This is a genomic window from Paenibacillus pasadenensis, assembly GCF_023715725.1.
Taxonomy (GTDB): domain Bacteria; phylum Bacillota; class Bacilli; order Paenibacillales; family Paenibacillaceae; genus Paenibacillus_O; species Paenibacillus_O pasadenensis_A.
On the sequence record NZ_JAMBOT010000009.1, the window covers coordinates 1 to 21452 of the forward strand.

Below are 21452 nucleotides of genomic sequence, written 5' to 3' on the forward strand. Positions count from 1 at the left end.
TTCGAGGTGGAAGCGCAGCAATGCGTGCAGCTGACGAATACTAATCGGTCGAGGGCTTATCCTTATCTACGCAAGACAACAGCCGGTCAGCACGGCATACCGTTCGATCCAGTTTTCAGGGCGCAAGATTGTTCCGTTCAAGGACAAGCTCTGTAAGATGGGACAAGTTGTACGGGCATTTGGCGATGCCTTACCTGAATCGCGTGGCGGCATAGCTCAGCTGGCTAGAGCGTACGGTTCATACCCGTGAGGTCGGGGGTTCGATCCCCTCTGCCGCTACCACCTTAATATGGAAGCTTAGCTCAGCTGGGAGAGCATCTGCCTTACAAGCAGAGGGTCGGGGGTTCGATCCCCTCAGCTTCCACCATATTTTCCTGGAGCTGTGGTGTAGAGGCCTAACATGCCTGCCTGTCACGCAGGAGACCGCGGGTTCGAATCCCGTCAGCTCCGCCATTTTTACATCAAGTTCGGCTCGGTAGCTCAGTCGGTAGAGCAAAGGACTGAAAATCCTTGTGTCGGCGGTTCGATTCCGTCCCGAGCCACCATTGGTTTTCTAAGTGAGCTAATGAATGGCGCATCTTAGAGCAATTGTGGAGGATTAGCGAAGTGGCCAAACGCAGCAGACTGTAAATCTGTTCTCTGACGAGTTCGGTGGTTCGAATCCATCATCCTCCACCACTTCTTTTATAAGAGCCATTAGCTCAGTTGGTAGAGCACCTGACTTTTAATCAGGGTGTCGAAGGTTCGAGTCCTTCATGGCTCACCAGTTTATTACACAATCAAAGTGCTGACCTCGGTCAGTGCTTTTTTTCATTTTCACCGGTTCATGGTACACTTGATGCATGGCTCTGCCTAAAACACGAACAGGAGATGACACATGGCATCAGGAGATTGGCTGGATGAAATGCGGCGCATCCTGGGAGCAGACATTCGGATGCGAGCCTATACGGCAGAGCAATGGCGGGAGCTAAAGCCGATTCTGGATGAAGGCCCTTATCTGGCAGGCATGCAGACAGACGGAACCGTATGGCTTACTGCTGACCCTCAGCTTCTGGAGTGTTTGGAGATTCGGCGGCCCGAGCCGCTTAGCGTGACAGAATTGAATTTGATCGGCCTTTTGATCAGTAAACGTAAAAATGACCGCAGTGGACAGTCTACAGCGATTGGAGCGGAGAAACAAGCTCTGGCGCTGGGAGCCTGGATTATGGAGCAGCTGGACAGGCCCGTTGCCGACATGCTTCCCGAAGATCTGGTTATTGGCGGCAGATTGTATGCGGACATGATTCCTTTTCTGCTCATTAGAGAATATAACGGATTAATAGAAGAGCCATATTCCGAATTGGAAAAGCTGTTGCGTTCTTTTTTTGCGGAGGAAATCGTTCTTGTGCCGCTGCAGCGCAATGAATGGCTTATTTTAAGTCCTCTATCTCCTCTAAGCGATTCCCGCATGGACGGAGCGGACGAGGATGAATCCGAAGAAGATAGCTTGATGTCCATTGGTCTTGGTCTGCATGAGATGCTGGCAAGCGAATGGCTGGGCGAATGCCACTTGGCCGTTTCTTTCCCGATACAGCCTTCCAAAACAATTGTGGAAAGTACAGCGCTGCTGCGTGAAACGGTCCAGCTGGGCCGGCGGTTCCAGCATGGTTCCAACGTCCATCTCCCGTGGCAGCTGCATTTAGAAAGGCTGCTGAGTACGATTCCGGAGCCGGATCGCGCTCGTTTTGTCGAGCAAGCCTTCAGCCGTTCCGATTATTATGTGGAGCCGGAGATTATGACGACGCTGGAAACGTTCTTTTCGCTGGACTGCAATGTGAGCGAAACGGCCAAAAAGCTGTATATTCACCGCAACACGCTGCTCTACCGGCTGGACAAGCTGAAGCAGGAGACGGGACTGGATGTGAGGCAGTTTAGGGATGCCGTCATGGTCAAGGTCATTCTTCTATTGTATAAAGTTACGAAAAGAACCTGATATTTTTGTAAAGTTTGTGCATAGTCATACGCTTACATTTTCGGTTAAGATAGATTCATAACAGGAATGCATCAGGAACTTACATCAACATTCATTAGGGGGAAACCAACATGGCAGGCGTACGTTTAGAGCATGTTTACAAGAAATACCCTGGATCCGACAACGCATCCGTTAAAGACATCAACCTCGATATCAAGGACAAGGAATTCCTCGTTCTGGTTGGACCGTCCGGTTGCGGTAAATCCACTACTCTTCGTATGATTGCCGGCCTTGAGGAAATTTCCGAAGGCAAATTGTTCATCGGCGACCGCCTGGTGAATGACGTAGCTCCTAAAGATCGCGACATCGCGATGGTTTTCCAATCCTACGCTCTCTACCCGCATATGAACGTATACCAGAACATGGCGTTCGGCCTGAAGCTGCGTAAGTTCAAAAAAGCGGACATCGATAAACGCGTTCGTGAAGCTGCTAAAATTCTCGACATCGAGCATCTGCTTGACCGTAAACCTAAGGCTCTGTCCGGCGGTCAACGTCAGCGTGTCGCTCTGGGCCGTGCAATCGTCCGTGAACCGCAAGTGTTCCTGATGGACGAACCACTTTCCAACCTTGATGCCAAGCTGCGCGGTCAAATGCGCGCTGAGATCAGCAAGCTGACGAAACGTCTGGAAACAACGACGATCTACGTAACGCATGATCAGATTGAAGCTATGACGATGGGCGACCGTATCGTCGTTATGAAAGACGGCCTTATTCAACAAAACGCTTCCCCGGAAGAGCTGTACAACCATCCAGTAAACATTTTCGTAGCGGGCTTCATCGGCGCTCCTGCCATGAACTTCATTACGGGTACACTGAGCGAAGTTGGCGGAGCTCTCCGCTTCAAAGCTGCTGGTGTAGACGTAGTTCTTGCAGAAGGCAAAGCAAAAGTCCTGCGCGACAAAGGCTTCGTTGGCAAAGAGGTTGTTCTGGGTGTTCGTCCAGAGGATCTGCATGAAGAGCCAGTTTTCCTGGAAGCTTCCCCTAACAGCATCGTAACGGCTAACATCGAGGTTGCTGAGAACCTTGGTCATGAAATGTACCTGTATCTGAACGGTATTGGCACAGATACGGTTATCGCTCGTGTAGACGGACGCTCCGGTATGCGTGACGGTACGACGGTTAAACTTGCGCTGGACATGAACAAAATCCATGTCTTCGACAAAACGACCGAACTGAACCTGTTCGAGAACTAATTCTCTCGTTTCATAAAAAGAGGCGCACCCCACAGGGTGCGCCTCTTTTTGAATGAATGGGCCAGTTGGCCCGTTTTTTATTTAGTGACAGCAGCTGGACGGTACGGTGCTAACGCTGTTTCCGTCAATTTATTGAGTTGATCGGCTGAAGGAATCGGGACAGTTCGATCGTTAAGTTTATAGACGGTTTTTAAAGCTAGAACCCGGTACACACTCTCATTGAGACGCTCTGTCGAGATTGTTCCTCGATTGACGGCGTTTCTGAGGCTGTTATAAACGAGGCTGATGTTTTCGTCGCCGTGGCAGACGAGCGCAATATCGCCTCCAGCCAACACGAAACGAACCGCCGCATCCCCTAAATTATAGTTTTCCTTAATTGCTCCCATCGTCAAATCATCGCTAATGACAAGTCCGTCGAAGCTGAGCTTATCACGCAACAGTCCGGTTATAATCGGCTTTGAAAGCGAAGCAGGATAATCAGGATCAAGCTTTGGCAGCAGAATGTGAGCAACCATAACTGCTTCAGCGCCATTGTCGATTGCAGCCTCAAACGGCGGGAGCTCCAGTTGAGACAGGCGACTCAAGCCATTACTGAGAACAGGAAGCTCCAAATGAGAGTCAACCGATGTATCTCCGTGGCCAGGGAAATGTTTCACGACACCAAGAACGCCATTGTTTTTATGCGATTTGAGCTCAGCAATGCCAAGTTTGGCGACCAGTGAGGGCGAGCTGCCAAAGGAGCGGTCCCCGATTACAGGATTGTCAGGATTGCTGTTCACATCCAGCACAGGAGCGAAGTTCAAGTTGAAGCCAAAAGCCTTTACCCGCTTCGCTAGTTGCTCTCCGGCCGTGCGGGCGTATGCCTCGCTTCCGCTTTTGCCTATTTCACCGCTCGAGGGAAGTTTGTCTACTTGAGAAGGCAGTCTGGATACGCGCCCGCCCTCTTCATCAACAGAAAGGAACAACGGCTCGCCGCCTGCCCGGCGATTCAAATTTTTTAATTGATTGGTTAAGGCAACGGTGCTGGAAACAGACTTCATATTGGGACGAAACAGGATGAAGCCTCCCGCTTCGCGGTTGTTAATGATCGATTGGGTCTCAGTATCAGCAACTTCGCCATCAAGACCGGCAATGATGAGCTGTCCCACTTTATCCGATGTGCTCATATCCATTACCTTCTCGGCTGTTGCGACCTGCTGTTCTAAGGTAAGTCCCGGTGCTGCGGGCCATTTCATCGGCTCGTGTTTTAAAGGGAGGGGGGCGGGGTGATAGGCAGAAGCCGGAGAAATGGCTGTCAGGGCGGCGGATAAAGCGGCTGTGTCGTCAGGATGGCTGCCCAATTGCACAAAAATGCCTACAGATGCGGCAAGCAGCAGCGATACCGAAAAGGTAGTCTTCGCTGTTCTTTTTGCCGGCGATTTGCGCTTAAACCTCATATTCAGCACCTCGCCTCTCTTTATAGGATTAGATCAATCAAAGGTCGATTTGGTTGCTTCACTATTATGGACGAAAAGAATTGATTAAGGTTGCCCTCATGTTTGCTCCCCAAGGGTATCATACTGTGAAAACGGAAACAATGAGCTAATTCAGGTCAATTTCACCTACACAAAGCTTAAAAACGCTTGGCGCCAGAGAGCTGTCAAAACCTTGCTACGTTGCGCTGAACAGCGATTTCCATTAGGATGGAACTATCAGCATTGCTTGTAACAATCCAAACGATCTATTCCTACATAAGCTTGTGTTCAAGGAACCAATACAGGAGGCCCTCATGCCCAAAAAAGTCAAAGTATCCGAATTAATTCAGCCGTTCCAGCTGGAGATTCTGGCCGGAGAAGACGGGCTTCAACGTATTATAACGACCGACGATCTGTACCGGCCCGCGCTGGAAATGGCCGGGTATTTTCATTATTACCCAAAAGAGCGCGTTCAACTGCTTGGCAAAACCGAGCTGGCGTTTATCGAGACGCTGGACAGCAATGAGCGCCGTGAGCGCTTGGAGCGGTTATGCCATGACGAGACGCCGTGCATCTTGCTGACACGCGGCTTGGAACCGCCGATTGAGCTGCTGGAGCAAGCATCCGAGAAAAATATTCCCGTCATGCGCAGCCAGATTTCTACAACGATATTTTCCAGCCGTCTGACTAACTTCCTCGAACGCCGGCTCGCTCCTACCACGACGATTCATGGAGTGCTTGTTGATGTTTACGGAATGGGCATTCTCATTACCGGCGGCAGCGGCATCGGAAAAAGCGAAACGGCGCTTGAGCTCGTGAAACGCGGACATCGCCTTGTAGCCGACGATGCAGTTGAAATCCGGCAGACGTCTGACGGCCAGCTGCACGGAACGGCGCCTGATTTAATTCGCCATCTGCTCGAAATTCGCGGGCTGGGCATTATTAATGTAATGACGCTGTTCGGAGCGGGAGCTATCCGCAACAACAAGCGGATCAGCGTTGTTATTCGTTTAGAAAATTGGCAGCCGGACAAGCAGTATGACCGCCTTGGACTCGACGAGGAGACAACGCGAATTATTGAAACGGATGTGCCGCTTGTCACCGTTCCGGTTCGTCCAGGCCGAAACCTGGCTGTTATTATTGAGGTTGCAGCGATGAATTATCGCTTGAAGCGGATGGGCTATAACGCCGCGCTGCAGTTCACGAATAAACTTACCGAGACGATTGCCGATGATATGGACGATTATGAATAAGAAAGAGGTCTGTGCGAATGACAACTATCGGTCTGCTCATTAATCCAATTGCTTTCAGCATCGGTCCGATTTCGGTCCATTGGTACGGCATCATTCTTGGACTGGGTGCGCTGGCCGGCCTGCTGCTGGCCATTCGGGAAGGCAAACGCTTCGGGCTTTCCTCCGACTTTTTTATGGATCTGCTCCTGCTCGGCGTACCGTCCGCGATTATCGCGGCGCGAGCTTATTTTGTCGCTTTTAAATGGGACTATTATAAGCAGAACCCGGGAGAGATTTTTTCGATTTGGAACGGCGGAATCGCCATTTATGGAGCTTTGATCGGCGCCGTCATCTGTGCGGTCATTTACACGCGGTCAAAAGGCTACAGCTTTTGGCGAATTGCCGACATCTGCGCTCCATCGCTGCTCATCGGGCAGATCATCGGACGCTGGGGCAACTTTGTTAACCAGGAAGCTTACGGCGGTGCGGTAACCAAGCGCTTTTTAACCGATGAGCTGCACCTGCCGAATTGGATTGTGAACCAAATGTATGTGGAGCAGGACGGCTTGTTCCATCACCCGACCTTCCTTTATGAGTCGCTGTGGAACGTGCTCGGCATTCTGCTTATTTTCGTGATTCGCCGCCGTCCTTGGATGCGCGCCGGAGAAGTGTTTATCTCCTATTTAATCTGGTATTCCATCGGCCGCTTCTTTATTGAGGCGCTTCGGACGGACAGCCTGGCTTTTGTCGGACCATCCTGGCTTGCTTCCTTCATGGACGCGCTATGGTCGCCGATGACGGCGGTATTCCAAGCCGGTTACCTTGATCCGTCCTACGGCAATGTGCGTATTTCGCAGCTGATCGCGGTGCTGCTCGTTATTGCATGTATCGCGCTGATCGTTGTTAGACGCCAAACGGGAATGGCAGCTGAAAGATATGTCGATCCTATTATCAATCGCAAAACCGGCCTGCCGGCCGGAACGGAGCCGGAAGCGACCGTTTCCAATGCTTCCGCGCAGCCTAAGGAGAATCAGCATGAGCAGCAAGAAGATAAAAAACCTACTGTTTGATCTAGACGGAACGATTTTAGATACAAATGAATTGATTATGCGCAGCTTCCTTCACGCGCTGGAGGGAATTGCGCCTGCCGGATTTGGCCGGGAACAGATGATACCGCATATGGGCCTCAGACTAATTGACCAGCTGAATTATTTTTCCGGCTTGCCGGACGCTTCTCACCTCATTCCAATCTACCGGGAAATGAATATGAGGCTTCACGACGATCTGGTCAAGCCGTTCCCGAACACGGTGGAGGTGCTGCAGCGCCTGAAGGGAGAAGGCTTTCGGCTTGGGGTTGTGACGACCAAGATCAGAATGTCTACGGACAAAGGCCTTAAGCTGACGGGTATGTACGACTTCATGGATGCCATTGTCACGTTGGATGATGTGCAAAACGCTAAGCCTCATCCCGAACCGGTGCTGAAGGCGATGCAGCTGCTTGGAGCGAAGCCGGAGGAGACGTTTATGGTTGGAGACAGCGCAGTTGATATGCAGTCGGCTTTGGAGGCCGGAGCTGTTCCCGTCGGTGTGGCCTGGTCCCTGAAAGGCGAGCAGCTGCTTCGCGAATATGGAGCCGTACATGTTCTGCAGGATATGCGGGACTTGTACAGCCTGCTCGGCGTGGAGTCTGAAGTGCTGTGAGAAAAGTCGAGCGCTATCCGACGGAGGGGCCGAATGCGCTGTGGCAGGTGTACCGGACGGTAAGCCGCTTCAAAGCGGTGCGGAACTTTATCGCCATTCAGATCACCCGATACTGTCCGTCGCTGCCGGTGAAAAATTGGATCTACCGGAATGTGCTCGGCATGAAGGTCGGCCGTACCTCTTCGTTTGCGCTGATGGTCATGGTGGATGTGTTTTTTCCGGAGCGGATCTCCGTCGGAGACAACTGCATCATCGGGTATAACACGACCATTTTGACACATGAGTATCTGATTCACGAATACCGCCTCGGCGATGTCATAATCGGTTCCAATGTCATGATCGGCGCGAATACGACGATTTTGCCGGGTGTGGCCATTGGGGACGGAGCGGTCGTGGCGGCAGGCTCCGTTGTGCACCGGGACGTAGCGGCAGGAGCTTTTGTTGGAGGTAATCCCGCACGGGAAATCCAAAGATAATCCGAAGAAAATCTTAACTTTTTATGCAAAATCACATATCGGCAACTTTTTGCAGTAAGGTGGCGTTATAGGAACATCATCTTACGCGCAAGGGGTTGTACGGACAGCATGACAGCACTAGCAAAACCTCGGGTTATGGTACTATTGGCATTGTCTCTGTTTCTGACGCTGGTTATTCTCATTACAGGCGGCGTTGGGGTATCAATGGTGGTAAAGGAAGCCCGCGCGGCAGAGATGAGTGTAGGAACGTATTATAAAAACAAAGTCATTGTGCTGATGTACCACGATGTTCGGCCTGAGCTGACCAATACCAAATCGCTTCCGCTGGACAAGCTGGACCGTCAACTAACCTTGCTCCGCGAAAATCAGTTCAACATTATCTCGATGGACCAGTACAAACGTTTTATTCGTGAAGGTGCGGTAATTCCGGATAATGCCGTTTCGCTAACCTTCGACGATGGATATGAATCTTTTTATAAACACGCCTACCCGATGTTGAAGAAACACGGGGCTACAGCGACCAGCTTCATCATTGTCAGCTCGATTGACGCTTTCAAGGAGGGCCAGGAGCCCAAAATAACTTGGGAGCAGATGCGGGAGATGAAACAGGCGGGATTCGATTTTTACAGCCATACGTACAACTCGCATATTTACTCGTCGGCTAATGACAAAGGGACGAATAAAATCCCGGCGCTTCGCGGACGGATTTATAAAGAAGAGCTTGGCCGCAGGGAGCTTGATTCGGAATATGAAGAACGCATACGCAGCGATTTTAGACAAGCAAACGAGATTCTTTCCGACAAGCTGGGCGTAAAAAACGATGTGCTGGCGTTTCCGTACGGAGCTTCCTCGGATACTACGCATAAAGTGGCTCAAGAGGAAGGGATCGACATCATGTTTCGGGTCAAACCTGGTATTAACGGCCCTGGCCAGTTCATCGGGTACCGGCTGAATGCCGGAAACTATGATAATGATCCCGAGGAGCTTATTGAGCTAATGAAAAATGCGGAGAAAGAGCTGGTCCAACAGGAGCTCAGCACAAGTGAATAGAGCAGGATTAAATGCAGGAACGGCGCAGCCGCCCCTGTCGGCTCAAGCCGGCGGGGGCGGCTTTGCGGCGGTTGACGAAGCGTGGTCCTCATGTTAGTATAACCATTACCTTTACTTTGGCAGTATGGTAACATGGTAGCACATTAACGTAATAAAGTATAACACGCTTATTAGCGATGTATAGGAGATAGAATGATGTCTAAACCAAAGGTGTTTGAAAAGCCAGTCGGCGTCAAAGATTATTTGCCGCTGGCTGTCACCAAGCTCCGACAGATCGAGCGAAGCGTGCTCACCTGCATGGAAGGCTGGGGCTATGAGCAAATCATCACGCCTACGCTGGAGTATTACGATACGGTTGGCGTAGCCAGCTCCACCTCCGATCAGCGGCTGTTCAAGCTGCTTAATAATAGAGGAACCACGCTTGTACTGCGCTCGGACATGACGGCCCCGATTGCGCGCGTGGTCGCATCTCTGCTGCGCAGCCGGGAGTTCCCGCTGCGTCTGTCTTACCATGCCAGCGTATTCCGGGCATTTGAGAACGAGGCTGGCAGGGACGCTGAGTTTTTCCAAGCCGGCGTTGAGCTTGTCGGCGATTCCTCGGCGGAGGCGGATGCAGAGGTCATTGCGCTGGCGATTGCTTCGCTGCAAGCAGCGGGCGTAAAACGCTTCCGCATCGCTGTCGGGCATGTCGGCTTCCTGAACGGCTTGCTGGAAGAGCTGCTGCCCGGCCGCGAAAGCGATCAGAGCAAGCTGAAGGATTATTTGCTGAATCGCGACCATGTCGGCTATCGGGATGAGCTTAAGCGGCTGGGCCTGAGAGAGTGCGTGCAGCGCGAGCTGGAAGGGCTGCTTCGACTGCGCGGCGGCCGGGAAATTTGCGAGCAGGCGATTGAGCTGAGCACAAACGAGACAGCCCGCCAATCCGTCGGCCATCTGCGTCAAATATGGGATGCGCTTGAGGCTTATGGCGTAAGCGCCCACGTTCTGATCGATCTGACGATGATTGGAGATTTTTCCTATTATACAGGCATGACCTTTGAAGGTTACGCTTCGGATCTCGGATTCCCGGTTGTAGCGGGCGGACGGTATGATAATTTGCTGCAGCAGTTCGGGCGTTCGGCTCCGGCTACGGGCTTTGCCATTAAAACGACGCGGGTGCTGGAGCTTGTCGGCGAAGAAAGCGAGCCGCAGCGGCGCATTCTGATCGGTTATAACAATGCGGGACGTCGCCTCGCGTTTGCTGAAGCGAACCGGCTGCGCGAGAGCGGAGCTAAGGTAGTGACGGCGCTGCTGGAGGCTCCGGGCGTGCATCACGGCGATGAGCCGGTTACGAGCGGAGACAGGCAGCCTGCTGCTGCAGGCGTTGAGCAGATCGACCGCAAAGTCCGGCGGCTGCCGGACGGCGAATCGGTCAGCTACGGCGGCCAAGTATATGGCGTGTTCCTGCCTTTTTTTGAGGAAGAGGCAGCGGAGAAGGGGGCAGCATTATGAGCAGCGGCATTGGAGCGTCGCAGGATATATTAAAGGTAGCGATGCCGAAGGGCCGGATCTATAAGCAGGCTTCCCGGCTGTTCCGCGAAGCGGGACTTCTGATCCAGGACGATCTGGAGGATACGCGCAAGCTGATTATTGAGGTGCCGGATGCCGGCATGGAGTTCATTATGGCAAAGCCGGTGGACGTGCCGACCTATGTGGAATACGGCGTTGCCGATATCGGCGTTGTTGGCAAGGATGTGCTGATGGAGGAAAATAAAGACGTCTACGAGCTGCTCGATCTTGGCATTGCACCATGCCGGATGTCGGTCATCGGGCTGCCGGACTGGAAGCCGGTCATCAACCCAAGGGTTGCGACCAAGTACCCGAACGTTGCGTCCCAATACTTCCGCGAGCGCGGCCAGCAGGTCGAGGTCATTAAGCTGAACGGCTCTATCGAGCTGGCGCCGCTGATCGGATTGGCCGACCGGATCGTCGATATGGTGGAGACGGGGCAAACGCTGCGCGATAACGGCTTGATCGAGATGGAGCCGATGTTTGGCGTCACGAGCCGGCTGATTGCCAATCGTGTCAGCTACCGGATGAAAAACGACCGCATTCAGAGCCTGTGCGACAGGCTCCAGGCGACGCTTTCGTCACGGGTATAAACGCTAGACGCAGTTTGATAGACGTCTTTAGCATATAGCTTTAGGCAGCCTACGAGCTTAGAGCATACAGAAGCGGGCGGCGGGATTGCGATGCACGACATAAGCGAATCACCTTAGGAGGTTGTCATGGGCAAAATTAAAGCAGTCGTATTTGACTTCGACGGATTAATTCTTGATACGGAGACACCGTCCTACCATGCATTTGACCGCATTTACCGGGAGCATGACGCCGTTCTTCCGCTGGAGACATTCGCGCAATGCATCGGGACAACCTTCGCCGCCTTTGATCCCTATGATTATTTGCAGCAGACGATAGGCAGGCCGGTGGAACGCCAGCTGATCAAGACCCGATACGAGGAGCTCTATTACCAAATCGTCGGAGAATCGTCCGTGCTGCCTGGAGTGAGAGAGAATCTGCGGCGGGCGCGGGAGCTTGGGCTTAAGGTCGGTCTAGCGTCCAGCTCCACTTGGGGATGGATTCAGCCGCTGTTGCAAAAGCACAGCCTTGCAGAGAGCTTCGATTCCTTCCAAACCAAGAATATGGTGAAAAGGGTCAAGCCGGATCCCGAGCTTTACTTGGCCACGCTTGAGGCGCTTGGCGTGCAGGGCGAGGAAGCGGTGGCTTTCGAGGATTCCTTGAACGGCTTTACGGCGGCAAAAGCGGCGGGCTTGCGTACGGTTGTCATTCCGAACGAGGTCACCAAACATATGAGCTTTCCGGGTGCGGATCTGCAGCTGCAATCTATGGCGGATATGACGCTGGATGAGCTGCTTGCGGCATTGGACCGGACTTGAACCTTAGAAGAATCGGGTAGCGGCTTTTGGCTTAGCCGCTGCGCTGCAGCTGATTTTCGGCAAAAGGAAGGAGGAGCGGTTATGCGAATTTTGAGAGCGGAGCAGTTTAAGCTGGACCGGCAAGTGGAGTATGGCACGCCCGAGCAAAACGAGTCGGTCCGCCAAACGGTTGAAGCGCTGCGCACGCGCGGAGATGAAGCGCTTCTGGAGCTGACGGAGCGGTATGACGGCGTACGATTGAACGCGTCCCAGCTCAGAGTGAGCGAGGAGGAAATACAGGCGGCCTACGATCGGGTCGAGCCGGATTTTCTTGACGCGCTGCGGGGAGCGGCAGTAAACATCCGCACCTACCATGAACGGCAGCTTCGCCAGTCCTGGATGGATGTACAGCCGGATGGGACGGTGCTTGGCCAGGTTATCCGCCCGCTTAAACGGGTCGGAGTATACGTACCAGGCGGCAAGGCGGCTTATCCTTCATCGGTGCTGATGAACGTTATACCGGCGCAGGTGGCCGGAGTGCCGGAAATTGTTATGGTGACGCCTCCTGCAACCGGAGGCAAGCCGGGCATTGATCCCTATATCCTTGTCGCTGCCGCCGAGGCGGGAGTGAAGGAGATGTACCGGATTGGCGGAGCGCAAGCAATCGCTGCTCTGGCATACGGAACAGACACGATTGCGCCGGTAGATAAAATCTGCGGGCCGGGCAACATCTATGTCGCTCTTGCTAAGCGCGCCGTGTACGGTGCTGTTGATATCGACAGCCTTGCCGGTCCAAGCGAGATTGCGGTGCTTGCCGACGATACGGCCGACCCGGTGTATGTGGCGGCCGACCTGCTATCGCAAGCGGAGCATGACGAGATGGCGTCCAGCGTGCTGATTACGCCTTCGGCGCAGCTGGCGGAGGCTGTGAGCAGAGAGGTGGAGCGTCAGCTTCCGCTGCTGCCGCGCGCCGCTATTGCCCGGGAGTCGATTGACCGGCACGGTGCGATTTTGCTGGTGGATTCGCTTCAGGACGGAGTAGAGGTCATTAACCGGATGGCTCCGGAGCATCTGGAAGTTTTGACTGCAGAGCCAATGGCGCTGCTTGGCTCGATCGAGAACGCCGGAGCTATTTTCCTTGGTCCTTACAGCTCGGAGCCGGTCGGCGACTACTTCGCAGGACCGAACCACATTATTCCGACCAACGGGACGGCGCGTTTCAGCTCACCGGTGAATGTGGACGATTTTATCAAAAAATCGAGCTTGATCTCCTACAGCCGCGAAGCGCTGCTGCGCGACGGAGCCCACATCATGACGCTGGCCCGCCACGAGGGGCTGGAGGGCCACGCGCGGGCGATTGAGGTGCGGCTGGAGAAGGAAGCAGGAACGGCGGCTAATGCTGCCGGGCAACAGACGACGGAAGGGAAGAGGGCTTAACGATGGCGAATGGGGACAATGGGCGGGAGATCCGCCGCGCTGAGGTGGCGCGCAAAACAAACGAGACGGATATTAAATTGGCCTTTGCAGTGGACGGAACCGGCGTATCGGAAATCGAGACGGACGTTCCTTTCCTGAATCATATGCTGGACCTGTTCACGAAGCACGGCCAGTTTGATCTTAAGGTAGACGGACGCGGCGACGTTGATATTGACGATCACCATACAGTTGAGGATATCGGGATTTGCCTGGGCCAGACGCTTGCAGAAGCGCTCGGCGACAAACGCGGCATTAAGCGTTACGCCAGCGTATTTGTGCCGATGGATGAGGCGCTCGCGCAGGTGGTCATCGACTTGAGCAACCGTCCTCACTTTGAGTACCGGGCGGAATACCCGTCCCAGCAGGTAGGCAGCTTTTCCACGGAGCTTGTGCATGAATTCCTTTGGAAGCTTGCGCTTGAGGGCCGATTCACGCTGCATGTTATCGTTCACTACGGCAAAAACACGCATCACATGATTGAAGCGGTGTTTAAAGCGCTGGGACGCGCGCTGGACGAGGCGACGTCTTTCGATCCGCGCGTGCAGGGAGTTCCATCTACAAAAGGAGTGCTGTAGCATGATCGCGATCATCGACTACGGCCTCGGCAATCTGCATAGCGTCAGCAAGGCGGTGGAGCGCCTTGGTTATCGAGCGGTTGTAACGTCTGACAAGGAGGAGATTCTCCGGGCGGACGGAGCGATTCTCCCCGGCGTCGGAGCGTACGGCGATGCGATGGAATTTTTGCGCGAGACCGGCATGGATGAGGCAGCGCGCGCATTCGCCGCATCGGGCAAGCCGCTGCTCGGCATTTGCTTGGGCATGCAGCTGCTGTTCAGCGAAGGCGAGGAGCACGGCACGCATCAGGGGCTTGGGTTGCTGCCCGGGCGCGTCGTGCGTTTTAAGGGCGAGTACAAAATTCCGCATATGGGCTGGAACCGGCTTGAGTTCCGCCGTGATAGCGCGCTGCTGACAGGGCTGGAGGAAGGGCATGTGTACTTCGTGCATTCCTACCACGCGCTGCCGGAGCAGGAGTCCGATCTAATCGCCGTAGCGGATTATTTCCAGCCGGTGACGGCCATCGTAGGCCGCGGGAATGTAATGGGCATGCAGTTCCATCCGGAAAAAAGCGGCGAGCTCGGCATGCAGCTGCTGCGTAATTTCCTGGCGCTGGCGGGCGCTCCCGCTGAAGCTTCGTCTTCAGCTGCTTCCGGTCAGCAAAGCTAACGATTTCGATAACCGTTTGGAGGAATCTTAATGTCCACTTTCACCATATATCCCGCTATCGATATTCGCGGCGGCAAAGCAGTCCGTCTTGTACAGGGCGATTACAATCAGGAAACAGTCTATAATGACAGCCCGGTCAGCGCGGCGCGCGATTGGGAAGCCGCTGGCGCTTCCTGGATTCATCTTGTTGACCTCGATGGAGCAAAGGCTGGACATCCCGTCAACGCGGAGCTGATTGGCGAAATTGCCCGTTCTGTCAGCGTACCCGTGCAGCTTGGCGGCGGACTTCGCACAGAAGCCGATGTAGAGCGACTAGTCGCGCTCGGCGTCTCCCGCGTTATTCTTGGCACTGCGGCGATTGAAGACCGCAGCTTTGTTGAGCGCGTACTGGCGAAGTACGGGGATAAGGTTGCCATCGGAATCGATGCCAGAAACGGCTACGTGGCGACGCGCGGCTGGCTGGAAACATCCGAGGTGAAGGCCGAGGAGCTGGCGAAGGAGCTGGCGGCCAAAGGCGCTGAAACGTTTATTTTTACGGATATTTCTCGCGACGGCATGATGGAAGGCCCTAATGTGGAGGCGATCCGCTCGCTCGCGGCATACTCCGGAGCCAAAGTAATCGCATCGGGCGGCGTGAGCCGGATCGAGGATCTGCGCTCGCTGTCCCAATATGCGGATCAAGGCATTAGCGGCGCTATCGTCGGCAAAGCGCTTTATACGGGCGCAATTTCACTGGCAGATGCGGTGCGGGAGCTCGAGGCCGGGAAATAGGGATTAGTCAGGAAAGAGGTGGGCCTATGCTGGCCAAACGAATTATTCCGTGTCTGGACGTAAAGGACGGCCGCGTCGTCAAAGGCGTTAATTTTGTCAATCTGAGAGATGCCGGAGACCCCGTTGAGCTTGCTTCAATTTATGACCGGGAGGGCGCGGACGAGCTTGTTTTTCTCGATATTTCCGCTTCCGTAGAGGGACGGGCGACGATGATTGAGGTCGTTCGCCGTACAGCAGGCGAAATCACCATTCCGTTCACGGTTGGAGGAGGCATCTCCGCCACGGACGATATGAAGCGGATTTTACGCGCAGGAGCGGACAAAATCGGCATCAACACGGCGGCGGTGCTTAATCCGCAGCTGATCTCGGATGGAGCGCGCCGTTTCGGCTCCCAGTGTATCGTTGTCGCTGTCGACGCCAAGTTCAACGCCGAATGGGGCGAGTGGGAAGTATATACGCATGGCGGACGCAAAGCTTCCGGCATCCGGGCTTTGGAATGGGTTAGAAGGGCCGAGCAGCTCGGCGCAGGGGAGCTGCTGCTGACGAGCATGGATGCAGACGGCACGAAGGACGGATTTGATATTCCTTTGACGCGCGCGGTATCCCAATCGGTCGGCATTCCGGTTATTGCCTCCGGCGGCGCGGGGCGCAAAGAGCATTTTGGCGAAGTGTTCCGTGAAGGACATGCCGATGCCGGGCTTGCTGCGACGATTTTCCACTACAAAGAGCTGACGATCGGTGAAGTGAAAGATGAGCTGCGGCGGGAAGGAGTGGAGATGCGATGAGCAGTCACACCATTTCGGGCAGCGGCGAGACTTCTTCGCTGGAGCTGGACCTAAGCAAAATCAAATTCGATGATAACGGCCTTGTGCCGGCGGTTGTGCAGGATGCGGTCACGAAGGAAATGCTTATGCTTGCCTATATGAGCGAGGAGTCTCTCAAGCTTTCCTTGGAAAGCGGCGAAACTTGGTACTGGAGCCGTTCTCGCCAGGAGCTGTGGCATAAGGGCGCAACGAGCGGCCATACGCAGCGCATTCGCTCCATCCACTACGATTGCGACGGCGATACGCTGCTCGTGCGTGTGGAGCAAAAGGGTCCGGCATGCCATACCGGCTCATACAGCTGCTTCCATAATCCGCTCCCGGTGAAGGGGCAGGCGGATCGTGAGGAAACGGTTGAAGGCGACCGCTTCGGTATGATTGGCGAGCTGGAGAGCACAATTGGCCAGCGGTATTCGGAACGGCCGGAGGGCGCGTATACGACGTATCTGTTCGAGAAGGGTCTGGACAAGATTCTGAAAAAATTCGGCGAGGAAAGCATTGAGGTTGTTATCGCTGCCAAAAACAGCGACAACGAAGAGCTTCGCGCCGAAGCCGGCGATCTGCTGTTTCACTTGATGGTGCTGCTGCGCGAGCGCGGCGTTTCGCTCGATGAAGTGATGGCGGTTCTTCGCGACCGGCACGGCAAGCCTACGACGAATAAAATGAACCGGTAACACGTTTTGAAGCCAGCACCGAGCAGAGATGACATCAGTAGCACCGTTTCGATGGTTAGGAGAACGGGACGGTTTTCGAGCGAATCGGCTGAGCACTGCGGAAACGATGTAACCGGTAAGGGCGTCAAACGCCCTTACGGAGCGGCAAAGCGCGCAAAAGAGCATCATTAAGGGAGTCAAACGACCTTACGGAGCGGCAAAGCGCTCAAAAGAGCGTCGGTAAGGGAGTCAAACGACTTTACGGAGCGGCAAAGCGCTCAAAAGAGCATCGGTAAGGGAGTCAAACGACCTTACGGAGCGGCAAAGCGCGCAAAAGAGCATCGGTAAGGGAGTCAAACGACCTTACGGAGCGGCAAACCGCGCAAAAGAAGCGTAGGTAAGGGCGTCAAACGCCCTTACGGAGCGGAAAAGCGCTCAAAAGAGCGTCGATAAGGGCGTCAAACGACCTTACGGAGCGGCAAAGCGCGCAAAAGAGCGTCGGTAAGGGCGTCAAACGCCCTTAAATAAAGAACAAGGAACGCCTGCCCGCGAAGCGACCGCCGGGCAGGCGTTTCTCCATACGAGGGAGGAGCGATCGACGAAATGGCGATCCGAATCGATTACCATACCCATCACGAGCGCTGCGGGCATGCGGTCGGCAAGCTGGAGGACTATGTGCAGCAGGGCATCCGCAATGGTCTCGGCCAAATCGGGCTGTCTGACCATATGCCGCTGCTGCATGTGAAACCGGAGGAATATTACCCGGAAATGGCTATGCCGATGGAGGAGCTGCCCCGTTATGTCGACGAGGTGCTTCACCTGAGGGAGAAGTACCGCGGCCAGATTGAGGTCCGCCTTGGCCTGGAAGGAGACTATATCGAAGGATACGAGGAGCAAATTTCGGCGATTATTGAAGCGTATCCTTGGGATTACGTCATCGGCTCCGTGCATTTTCTTGGCACTTGGGACATTACCGACTTCCGCCAAACAGCTGGTTGGGAAGGGAAAAACCGCCTTCAGGTCTACGAGCAATATTACGATGCAGTCATTAAAGCAACCAAAACTGGTTTTTACGACTATATTGGACATATTGACGTAATCAAACGGTTTGGCTTTCCGCCGGAGCAGGATGTGGCGCATCTGGAGGACGCGGCGCTGGAGGCGGTCTGTGCGGCTGGCATGGCGATTGAGCTGAACGCTTCCGGCCTGCGCATGCCATGCGCCGAGATGTTCCCGGGCCCGCGGATGCTGAAAAAAGCGCAAGAGCTTGGCATCCCGATCACCATCGGTTCGGATTGCCACCAGCCGGAGCGGCTGGAGCAATATCTACCAGAAGCGCGCGAAGCATTGAAAGAAGCCGGTTATACGCAATTGTTGACCTTCCAAGACCGGAACCGTTTCCTGATTCCTTTTTGAAATCTGCGGCTCAAGATGTATAATAGAATTGTCGAAGATGCAGAACATGCAGAGGTTTTAGCAGGATGTTGTCAAATTTTTGGTTGGAACGCTCAGGAGGGTATCATGTTTAGCGACAAGTTGCGAATTTTTTCGGGTTCCTCGAACCCGGAACTGGCGAGAAAAATCAGCGGAGAGCTCGGACTTCCGCTGGGGGCCATCACGATCTCCCGGTTCAAAAGCGGGGAGGTATATTGCCACTACGAGGAGACGATCCGGAACTGCCATGTGTTCCTGGTTCAGTCTTTCTCCCACCCAATCAACGAGAACCTGGTTGAGCTGCTCGTTATGATCGATGCCGCCAAGCGCGCATCGGCCAAGACGATCAACATCATCATGCCGTACTACGGCTATGCGCGCCAGGAGCGCAAAGCCGCGCCGCGCGAGCCGATTTCGGCGAAGATGCTGGCCGACATTCTGACGACGGTTGGAGCAACCCGTATCATCACGATCGATCTTCACGCTCCGGCTATCCAGGGCTTCTTTAACATTCCGGTGGACCACCTGACGGCGCTGGACCTGATCAGCGATCATCTGAAGAGCAAAAACATCAAGAATCCCGTTGTCGTTTCTCCGGATGCCGGACGGGCTTCCACCGCTGAGAAGCTGGCCAATTACCTGGATTCGCCTTTCGCAATCATGATCAAAAAACGCCCGGCCCACAACGAGTCCGTTATTACTCACGTCATCGGCGACGTCGAGGGGCAGACTCCGATCATTATTGAGGATCTGATCGATACCGGTTCTACGATCGTCAATGTTGTAGAAGGGTTGAAAGAGCGCGGAGCGGAAGACGTTTATGTCTGTGCAACGCATCCGTTATTTTCCGGCAATGCCCTCCAGAAGCTGGATCATCCTATGATAAGAGAAGTCGTTGTAACGGATTCCATTGCGCTTCCGGACATTCGTTCCGACCGCTTCAGGGTGCTTTCCGTCGCTCCGATGCTGGCGGATGCCACCAAAATCATTATGCAGGGCGGCTCTATCAGCACTCTGTTCAAAAACGCTGGCGTATAGTCCGCTTTCGGACGAGCGCAGGCAGCCTCTTCGTCGAAGACGGAGAGGCTTTTTCTTTTTTGGCCATGTGCCGACGGCAATTCTTTTAACTCCAATCATCCGTCCGACGTACCGGATGTGTTTCGTTTAGGAGTATTTTGTACCGTGTAAGGAAGGGAGGGTTATGGTATAATCATGTGCATTCGATTTCTGCAGGATGAAACAGGGAGGTGCCTTGGCTGGTGAAAGAGGACAACAGGGCGGCTGCGGACCGGGCAGCAAAGATCATACCGATTCAGTGGGACGCAACGTTCTTTTTCGAGCGCGCCGTGCGCTCGATGGACCGCTTTCACTACGACAAGGCACTTAAATATTTTCGACGCGCGGTAGAGTACGAGCCGGAAAATCCGGTCAATCATTGCAATCTTGCCGGCATCCTGTCGGAGATGGGCCAGTATGAAGAATCGAACCGCATTTTGGTAGAGATTCTGGAGACGCTGGAGCCGGACTTGACGGAATGTTTCTTTTATATGGCCAACAACTTCGCGAACATGGAGCAGTATGAAAAGGCGGAGCAGGCGCTGCTGCGTTATTTGGAGGAAGACGAGGAAGGGCATTATTTGGATGAGGCCGAGGAAATGATGGAGCTGCTCCACTATGAGCTCAAGCGGCCTGCCAAAGTTGTGACCATCAAAGCGCGGCAAGGGTATGCCGAGCATGACCGGGCGCGCGCTTTGCTTGAGGAAGGCAAGTTCTCCCAAGCGGTGAAGCTGCTGGAGTCCATCGTCGAGCAAAATGGCGAATTCATGGCTGCCCGCAACAACTTGGCGCTAGCTTATTATTATATGGGCCGATTCGACACAGCGATGGAGACGATTCGGGAGGCGCTGGAGCAGGAGGAGGGAAACCTTCACGCCCTGTGCAATCTGGCTATTTTTTATCAGCATGCCAACGACACCGAAAACCTGGCTCCGCTTACGGATCAGCTGCGCCGGACCGTGCCCTTTCATCAGGAGCATGTGTTTAAATTGGCTACCACGATGGGCATTCTAGGGGAGCATGAGTGCGCCCTCGGGCATTTCCGCCGTCTGCTGAAGGACGGATCAGGCGAGAGGGAAGCGTCTCTGTACCATTATGCAGCCGTTGCAGCTGTACATTCGAACCGTTTTGGAGAAGCGGAGCAGCTGTGGCAGCAGGCCGTCCGCCGCGATCCGAAGTCCGATGTTGCCCGGTATTACCTGGAGCAGCTGGCTCTTGTGAAAAAGGGCCAAGGCAAAATGGCGGCGAGTTATCATTATCATCTCCCGTTTGAGGAGCAGTTCCGCATGTGGGAGCGGATGCCCGGTACGATGCCGGACGGAATGAAAAGCAATCCGCTCGTGCGCTCCTCCTTTTTCTGGGCGCTTCGCCACGGCGACCGTAAGACGAAGCTGCAGGTCATTCAAGCGCTTGGTCTCATTGCGGACAGCGAGGTGAAGGAGGCGCTGCAGGCGCTGCTTCTGGAACCGGATGAGGATGACGATCTGAAGCGGCTGGCGCTATTTGTTCTCCGTTCCATCGGTGTAGCAGAGCCGCTTCCCGCTGTGCTAGAGGGGGAGCGCCGGCTGCTTGGCTCGCTGACTGATTCGGACCCGGCCGCAGGCAAATTGCCCGGCTGGGAGCCGGGCTGGCAATCGGTGCTGGATAAGGCTTTTTCGTGCATGGGCAGCGAGTACGGCTTGCTTCAGCAGTACGATCTGATGAAGCTGTGGCTGGACTTTTTGGGACGCGTTTACCCGAATGTGCCTAAGCTGGCCAAGCCGGAGAGCTGGTCCGCCGCTTTGGAATACTTGACGGCTAAGCTCCACCGGAGGACGGTTTCTTATCAAGAGGTTGCGGAGCGTTACGGGGCTTCGGCGGCCACAGTAAGCAAATACGCCAAGCGGATTGACGAAATCTGCGGCGTGATGAAAAAGTAATTTTAAAATTTTTCCATATTAGAATGAACGTTTCATGAAAAACGGCAAGCGGCTTTGACGGATGGC

At 54.2% G+C, this 21452-nt stretch carries 20 protein-coding genes and 6 tRNA genes; 25 read left to right on the forward strand and 1 reads right to left on the reverse strand.

Features of this window, described 5'->3' with window-relative positions; genetic code table 11:
* The first annotated feature begins 205 nt into the window (after positions 1–205).
* The 8 genes from M3223_RS18235 to M3223_RS18270 all read left to right on the forward strand — a co-directional run bounded on the left by M3223_RS18235 (position 206) and on the right by M3223_RS18270 (position 3204).
* Positions 206–282: transfer RNA gene (locus M3223_RS18235), tRNA-Met, on the forward strand.
* Between the two features lie 9 nt (positions 283–291).
* A tRNA-Val gene (locus M3223_RS18240) sits at positions 292–367 on the forward strand.
* A 9-nt stretch (positions 368–376) separates the two neighbouring features.
* A tRNA-Asp gene (locus M3223_RS18245) sits at positions 377–453 on the forward strand.
* Between the two features lie 16 nt (positions 454–469).
* Positions 470–545, forward strand: a tRNA-Phe gene (locus M3223_RS18250).
* 47 nt (positions 546–592) lie between these two features.
* A tRNA-Tyr gene (locus tag M3223_RS18255) sits at positions 593–678 on the forward strand.
* Between the two features lie 12 nt (positions 679–690).
* A tRNA-Lys gene (locus M3223_RS18260) sits at positions 691–766 on the forward strand.
* Between the two features lie 111 nt (positions 767–877).
* Positions 878–1972 carry a PucR family transcriptional regulator gene (locus M3223_RS18265; RefSeq protein ID WP_251564205.1) on the forward strand — a complete coding sequence of 365 codons (1095 nt, stop codon included), beginning with the start codon at positions 878–880 and terminating at the stop codon, positions 1970–1972.
* A 110-nt stretch (positions 1973–2082) separates the two neighbouring features.
* Positions 2083–3204 (forward strand): ABC transporter ATP-binding protein, encoded by a 1122-nt coding sequence (locus M3223_RS18270; RefSeq protein ID WP_251564207.1) that lies wholly within the window; start codon positions 2083–2085, stop codon positions 3202–3204.
* A gap of 77 nt (positions 3205–3281) precedes the next feature.
* On the opposite strand, the gene nagZ is transcribed toward M3223_RS18270, so the two are convergent.
* Positions 3282–4550, reverse strand: a complete 1269-nt coding sequence (gene nagZ / locus M3223_RS18275; protein ID WP_251564209.1) for a beta-N-acetylhexosaminidase — start codon at positions 4548–4550, stop codon at positions 3282–3284.
* A gap of 422 nt (positions 4551–4972) precedes the next feature.
* Between nagZ and hprK the strand changes: the two genes are divergently transcribed.
* The 17 genes from hprK to M3223_RS18360 all read left to right on the forward strand — a co-directional run bounded on the left by hprK (position 4973) and on the right by M3223_RS18360 (position 21386).
* Positions 4973–5911 (forward strand): HPr(Ser) kinase/phosphatase, encoded by a 939-nt coding sequence (gene hprK / locus M3223_RS18280; RefSeq protein ID WP_251564210.1) that lies wholly within the window; start codon positions 4973–4975, stop codon positions 5909–5911.
* 17 nt (positions 5912–5928) lie between these two features.
* Positions 5929–6960 carry a prolipoprotein diacylglyceryl transferase gene (gene lgt, locus M3223_RS18285; RefSeq protein ID WP_251564212.1) on the forward strand — a complete coding sequence of 344 codons (1032 nt, stop codon included), beginning with the start codon at positions 5929–5931 and terminating at the stop codon, positions 6958–6960.
* Positions 6926–7591 carry a pyrophosphatase PpaX gene (ppaX, locus tag M3223_RS18290; protein WP_251564215.1) on the forward strand — a complete coding sequence of 222 codons (666 nt, stop codon included), beginning with the start codon at positions 6926–6928 and terminating at the stop codon, positions 7589–7591. The genes lgt and ppaX overlap by 35 nt, the downstream gene beginning before the upstream one ends.
* Positions 7588–8067 (forward strand): acyltransferase, encoded by a 480-nt coding sequence (locus M3223_RS18295; protein WP_251564217.1) that lies wholly within the window; start codon positions 7588–7590, stop codon positions 8065–8067. Before ppaX ends, M3223_RS18295 begins: the two co-directional genes overlap by 4 nt.
* A gap of 108 nt (positions 8068–8175) precedes the next feature.
* A complete protein-coding gene (locus tag M3223_RS18300; RefSeq protein WP_251564219.1) occupies positions 8176–9117 on the forward strand; it encodes a polysaccharide deacetylase family protein in 942 nt (313 codons plus the stop codon).
* Between the two features lie 195 nt (positions 9118–9312).
* On the forward strand, positions 9313–10608 hold the full coding sequence (locus tag M3223_RS18305; RefSeq protein ID WP_251564221.1) for an ATP phosphoribosyltransferase regulatory subunit: 1296 nt from the start codon (positions 9313–9315) through the stop codon (positions 10606–10608).
* A complete protein-coding gene (hisG, locus tag M3223_RS18310; protein WP_251564223.1) occupies positions 10605–11258 on the forward strand; it encodes an ATP phosphoribosyltransferase in 654 nt (217 codons plus the stop codon). Before M3223_RS18305 ends, hisG begins: the two co-directional genes overlap by 4 nt.
* Before the next feature lie 126 nt (positions 11259–11384).
* On the forward strand, positions 11385–12053 hold the full coding sequence (locus M3223_RS18315) for an HAD family hydrolase (protein ID WP_251564225.1): 669 nt from the start codon (positions 11385–11387) through the stop codon (positions 12051–12053).
* A gap of 81 nt (positions 12054–12134) precedes the next feature.
* Positions 12135–13469 carry a histidinol dehydrogenase gene (hisD, locus tag M3223_RS18320; RefSeq protein WP_251564227.1) on the forward strand — a complete coding sequence of 445 codons (1335 nt, stop codon included), beginning with the start codon at positions 12135–12137 and terminating at the stop codon, positions 13467–13469.
* A 2-nt stretch (positions 13470–13471) separates the two neighbouring features.
* Positions 13472–14083 carry an imidazoleglycerol-phosphate dehydratase HisB gene (gene hisB, locus M3223_RS18325; protein ID WP_251564229.1) on the forward strand — a complete coding sequence of 204 codons (612 nt, stop codon included), beginning with the start codon at positions 13472–13474 and terminating at the stop codon, positions 14081–14083.
* Position 14084: 1 nt separating this feature from the next.
* A complete protein-coding gene (gene hisH, locus M3223_RS18330) occupies positions 14085–14732 on the forward strand; it encodes an imidazole glycerol phosphate synthase subunit HisH (protein ID WP_251564231.1) in 648 nt (215 codons plus the stop codon).
* 30 nt (positions 14733–14762) lie between these two features.
* Positions 14763–15503: a 1-(5-phosphoribosyl)-5-[(5-phosphoribosylamino)methylideneamino]imidazole-4-carboxamide isomerase gene (gene hisA / locus M3223_RS18335; protein WP_251564233.1), complete on the forward strand. Its 741-nt coding sequence runs from the start codon at positions 14763–14765 to the stop codon at positions 15501–15503.
* 26 nt (positions 15504–15529) lie between these two features.
* Complete coding sequence (hisF, locus tag M3223_RS18340; RefSeq protein ID WP_251564235.1) at positions 15530–16288, forward strand: imidazole glycerol phosphate synthase subunit HisF; 759 nt, start codon at positions 15530–15532, stop codon at positions 16286–16288.
* Complete coding sequence (hisIE, locus tag M3223_RS18345) at positions 16285–16998, forward strand: bifunctional phosphoribosyl-AMP cyclohydrolase/phosphoribosyl-ATP diphosphatase HisIE (RefSeq protein WP_251564237.1); 714 nt, start codon at positions 16285–16287, stop codon at positions 16996–16998. Before hisF ends, hisIE begins: the two co-directional genes overlap by 4 nt.
* A gap of 588 nt (positions 16999–17586) precedes the next feature.
* The gene (gene hisJ / locus M3223_RS18350; protein WP_251564462.1) at positions 17587–18393 is read left to right on the forward strand and encodes a histidinol-phosphatase HisJ; all 807 of its coding nucleotides are present in this window, start codon (positions 17587–17589) and stop codon (positions 18391–18393) included.
* 105 nt (positions 18394–18498) lie between these two features.
* Entirely contained in the window at positions 18499–19449 is a 951-nt protein-coding gene (locus M3223_RS18355; protein ID WP_251564239.1) for a ribose-phosphate diphosphokinase, read from the forward strand.
* Between the two features lie 221 nt (positions 19450–19670).
* A complete protein-coding gene (locus M3223_RS18360) occupies positions 19671–21386 on the forward strand; it encodes a tetratricopeptide repeat protein (RefSeq protein ID WP_251564241.1) in 1716 nt (571 codons plus the stop codon).
* The last annotated feature ends 66 nt before the right edge of the window (positions 21387–21452 follow it).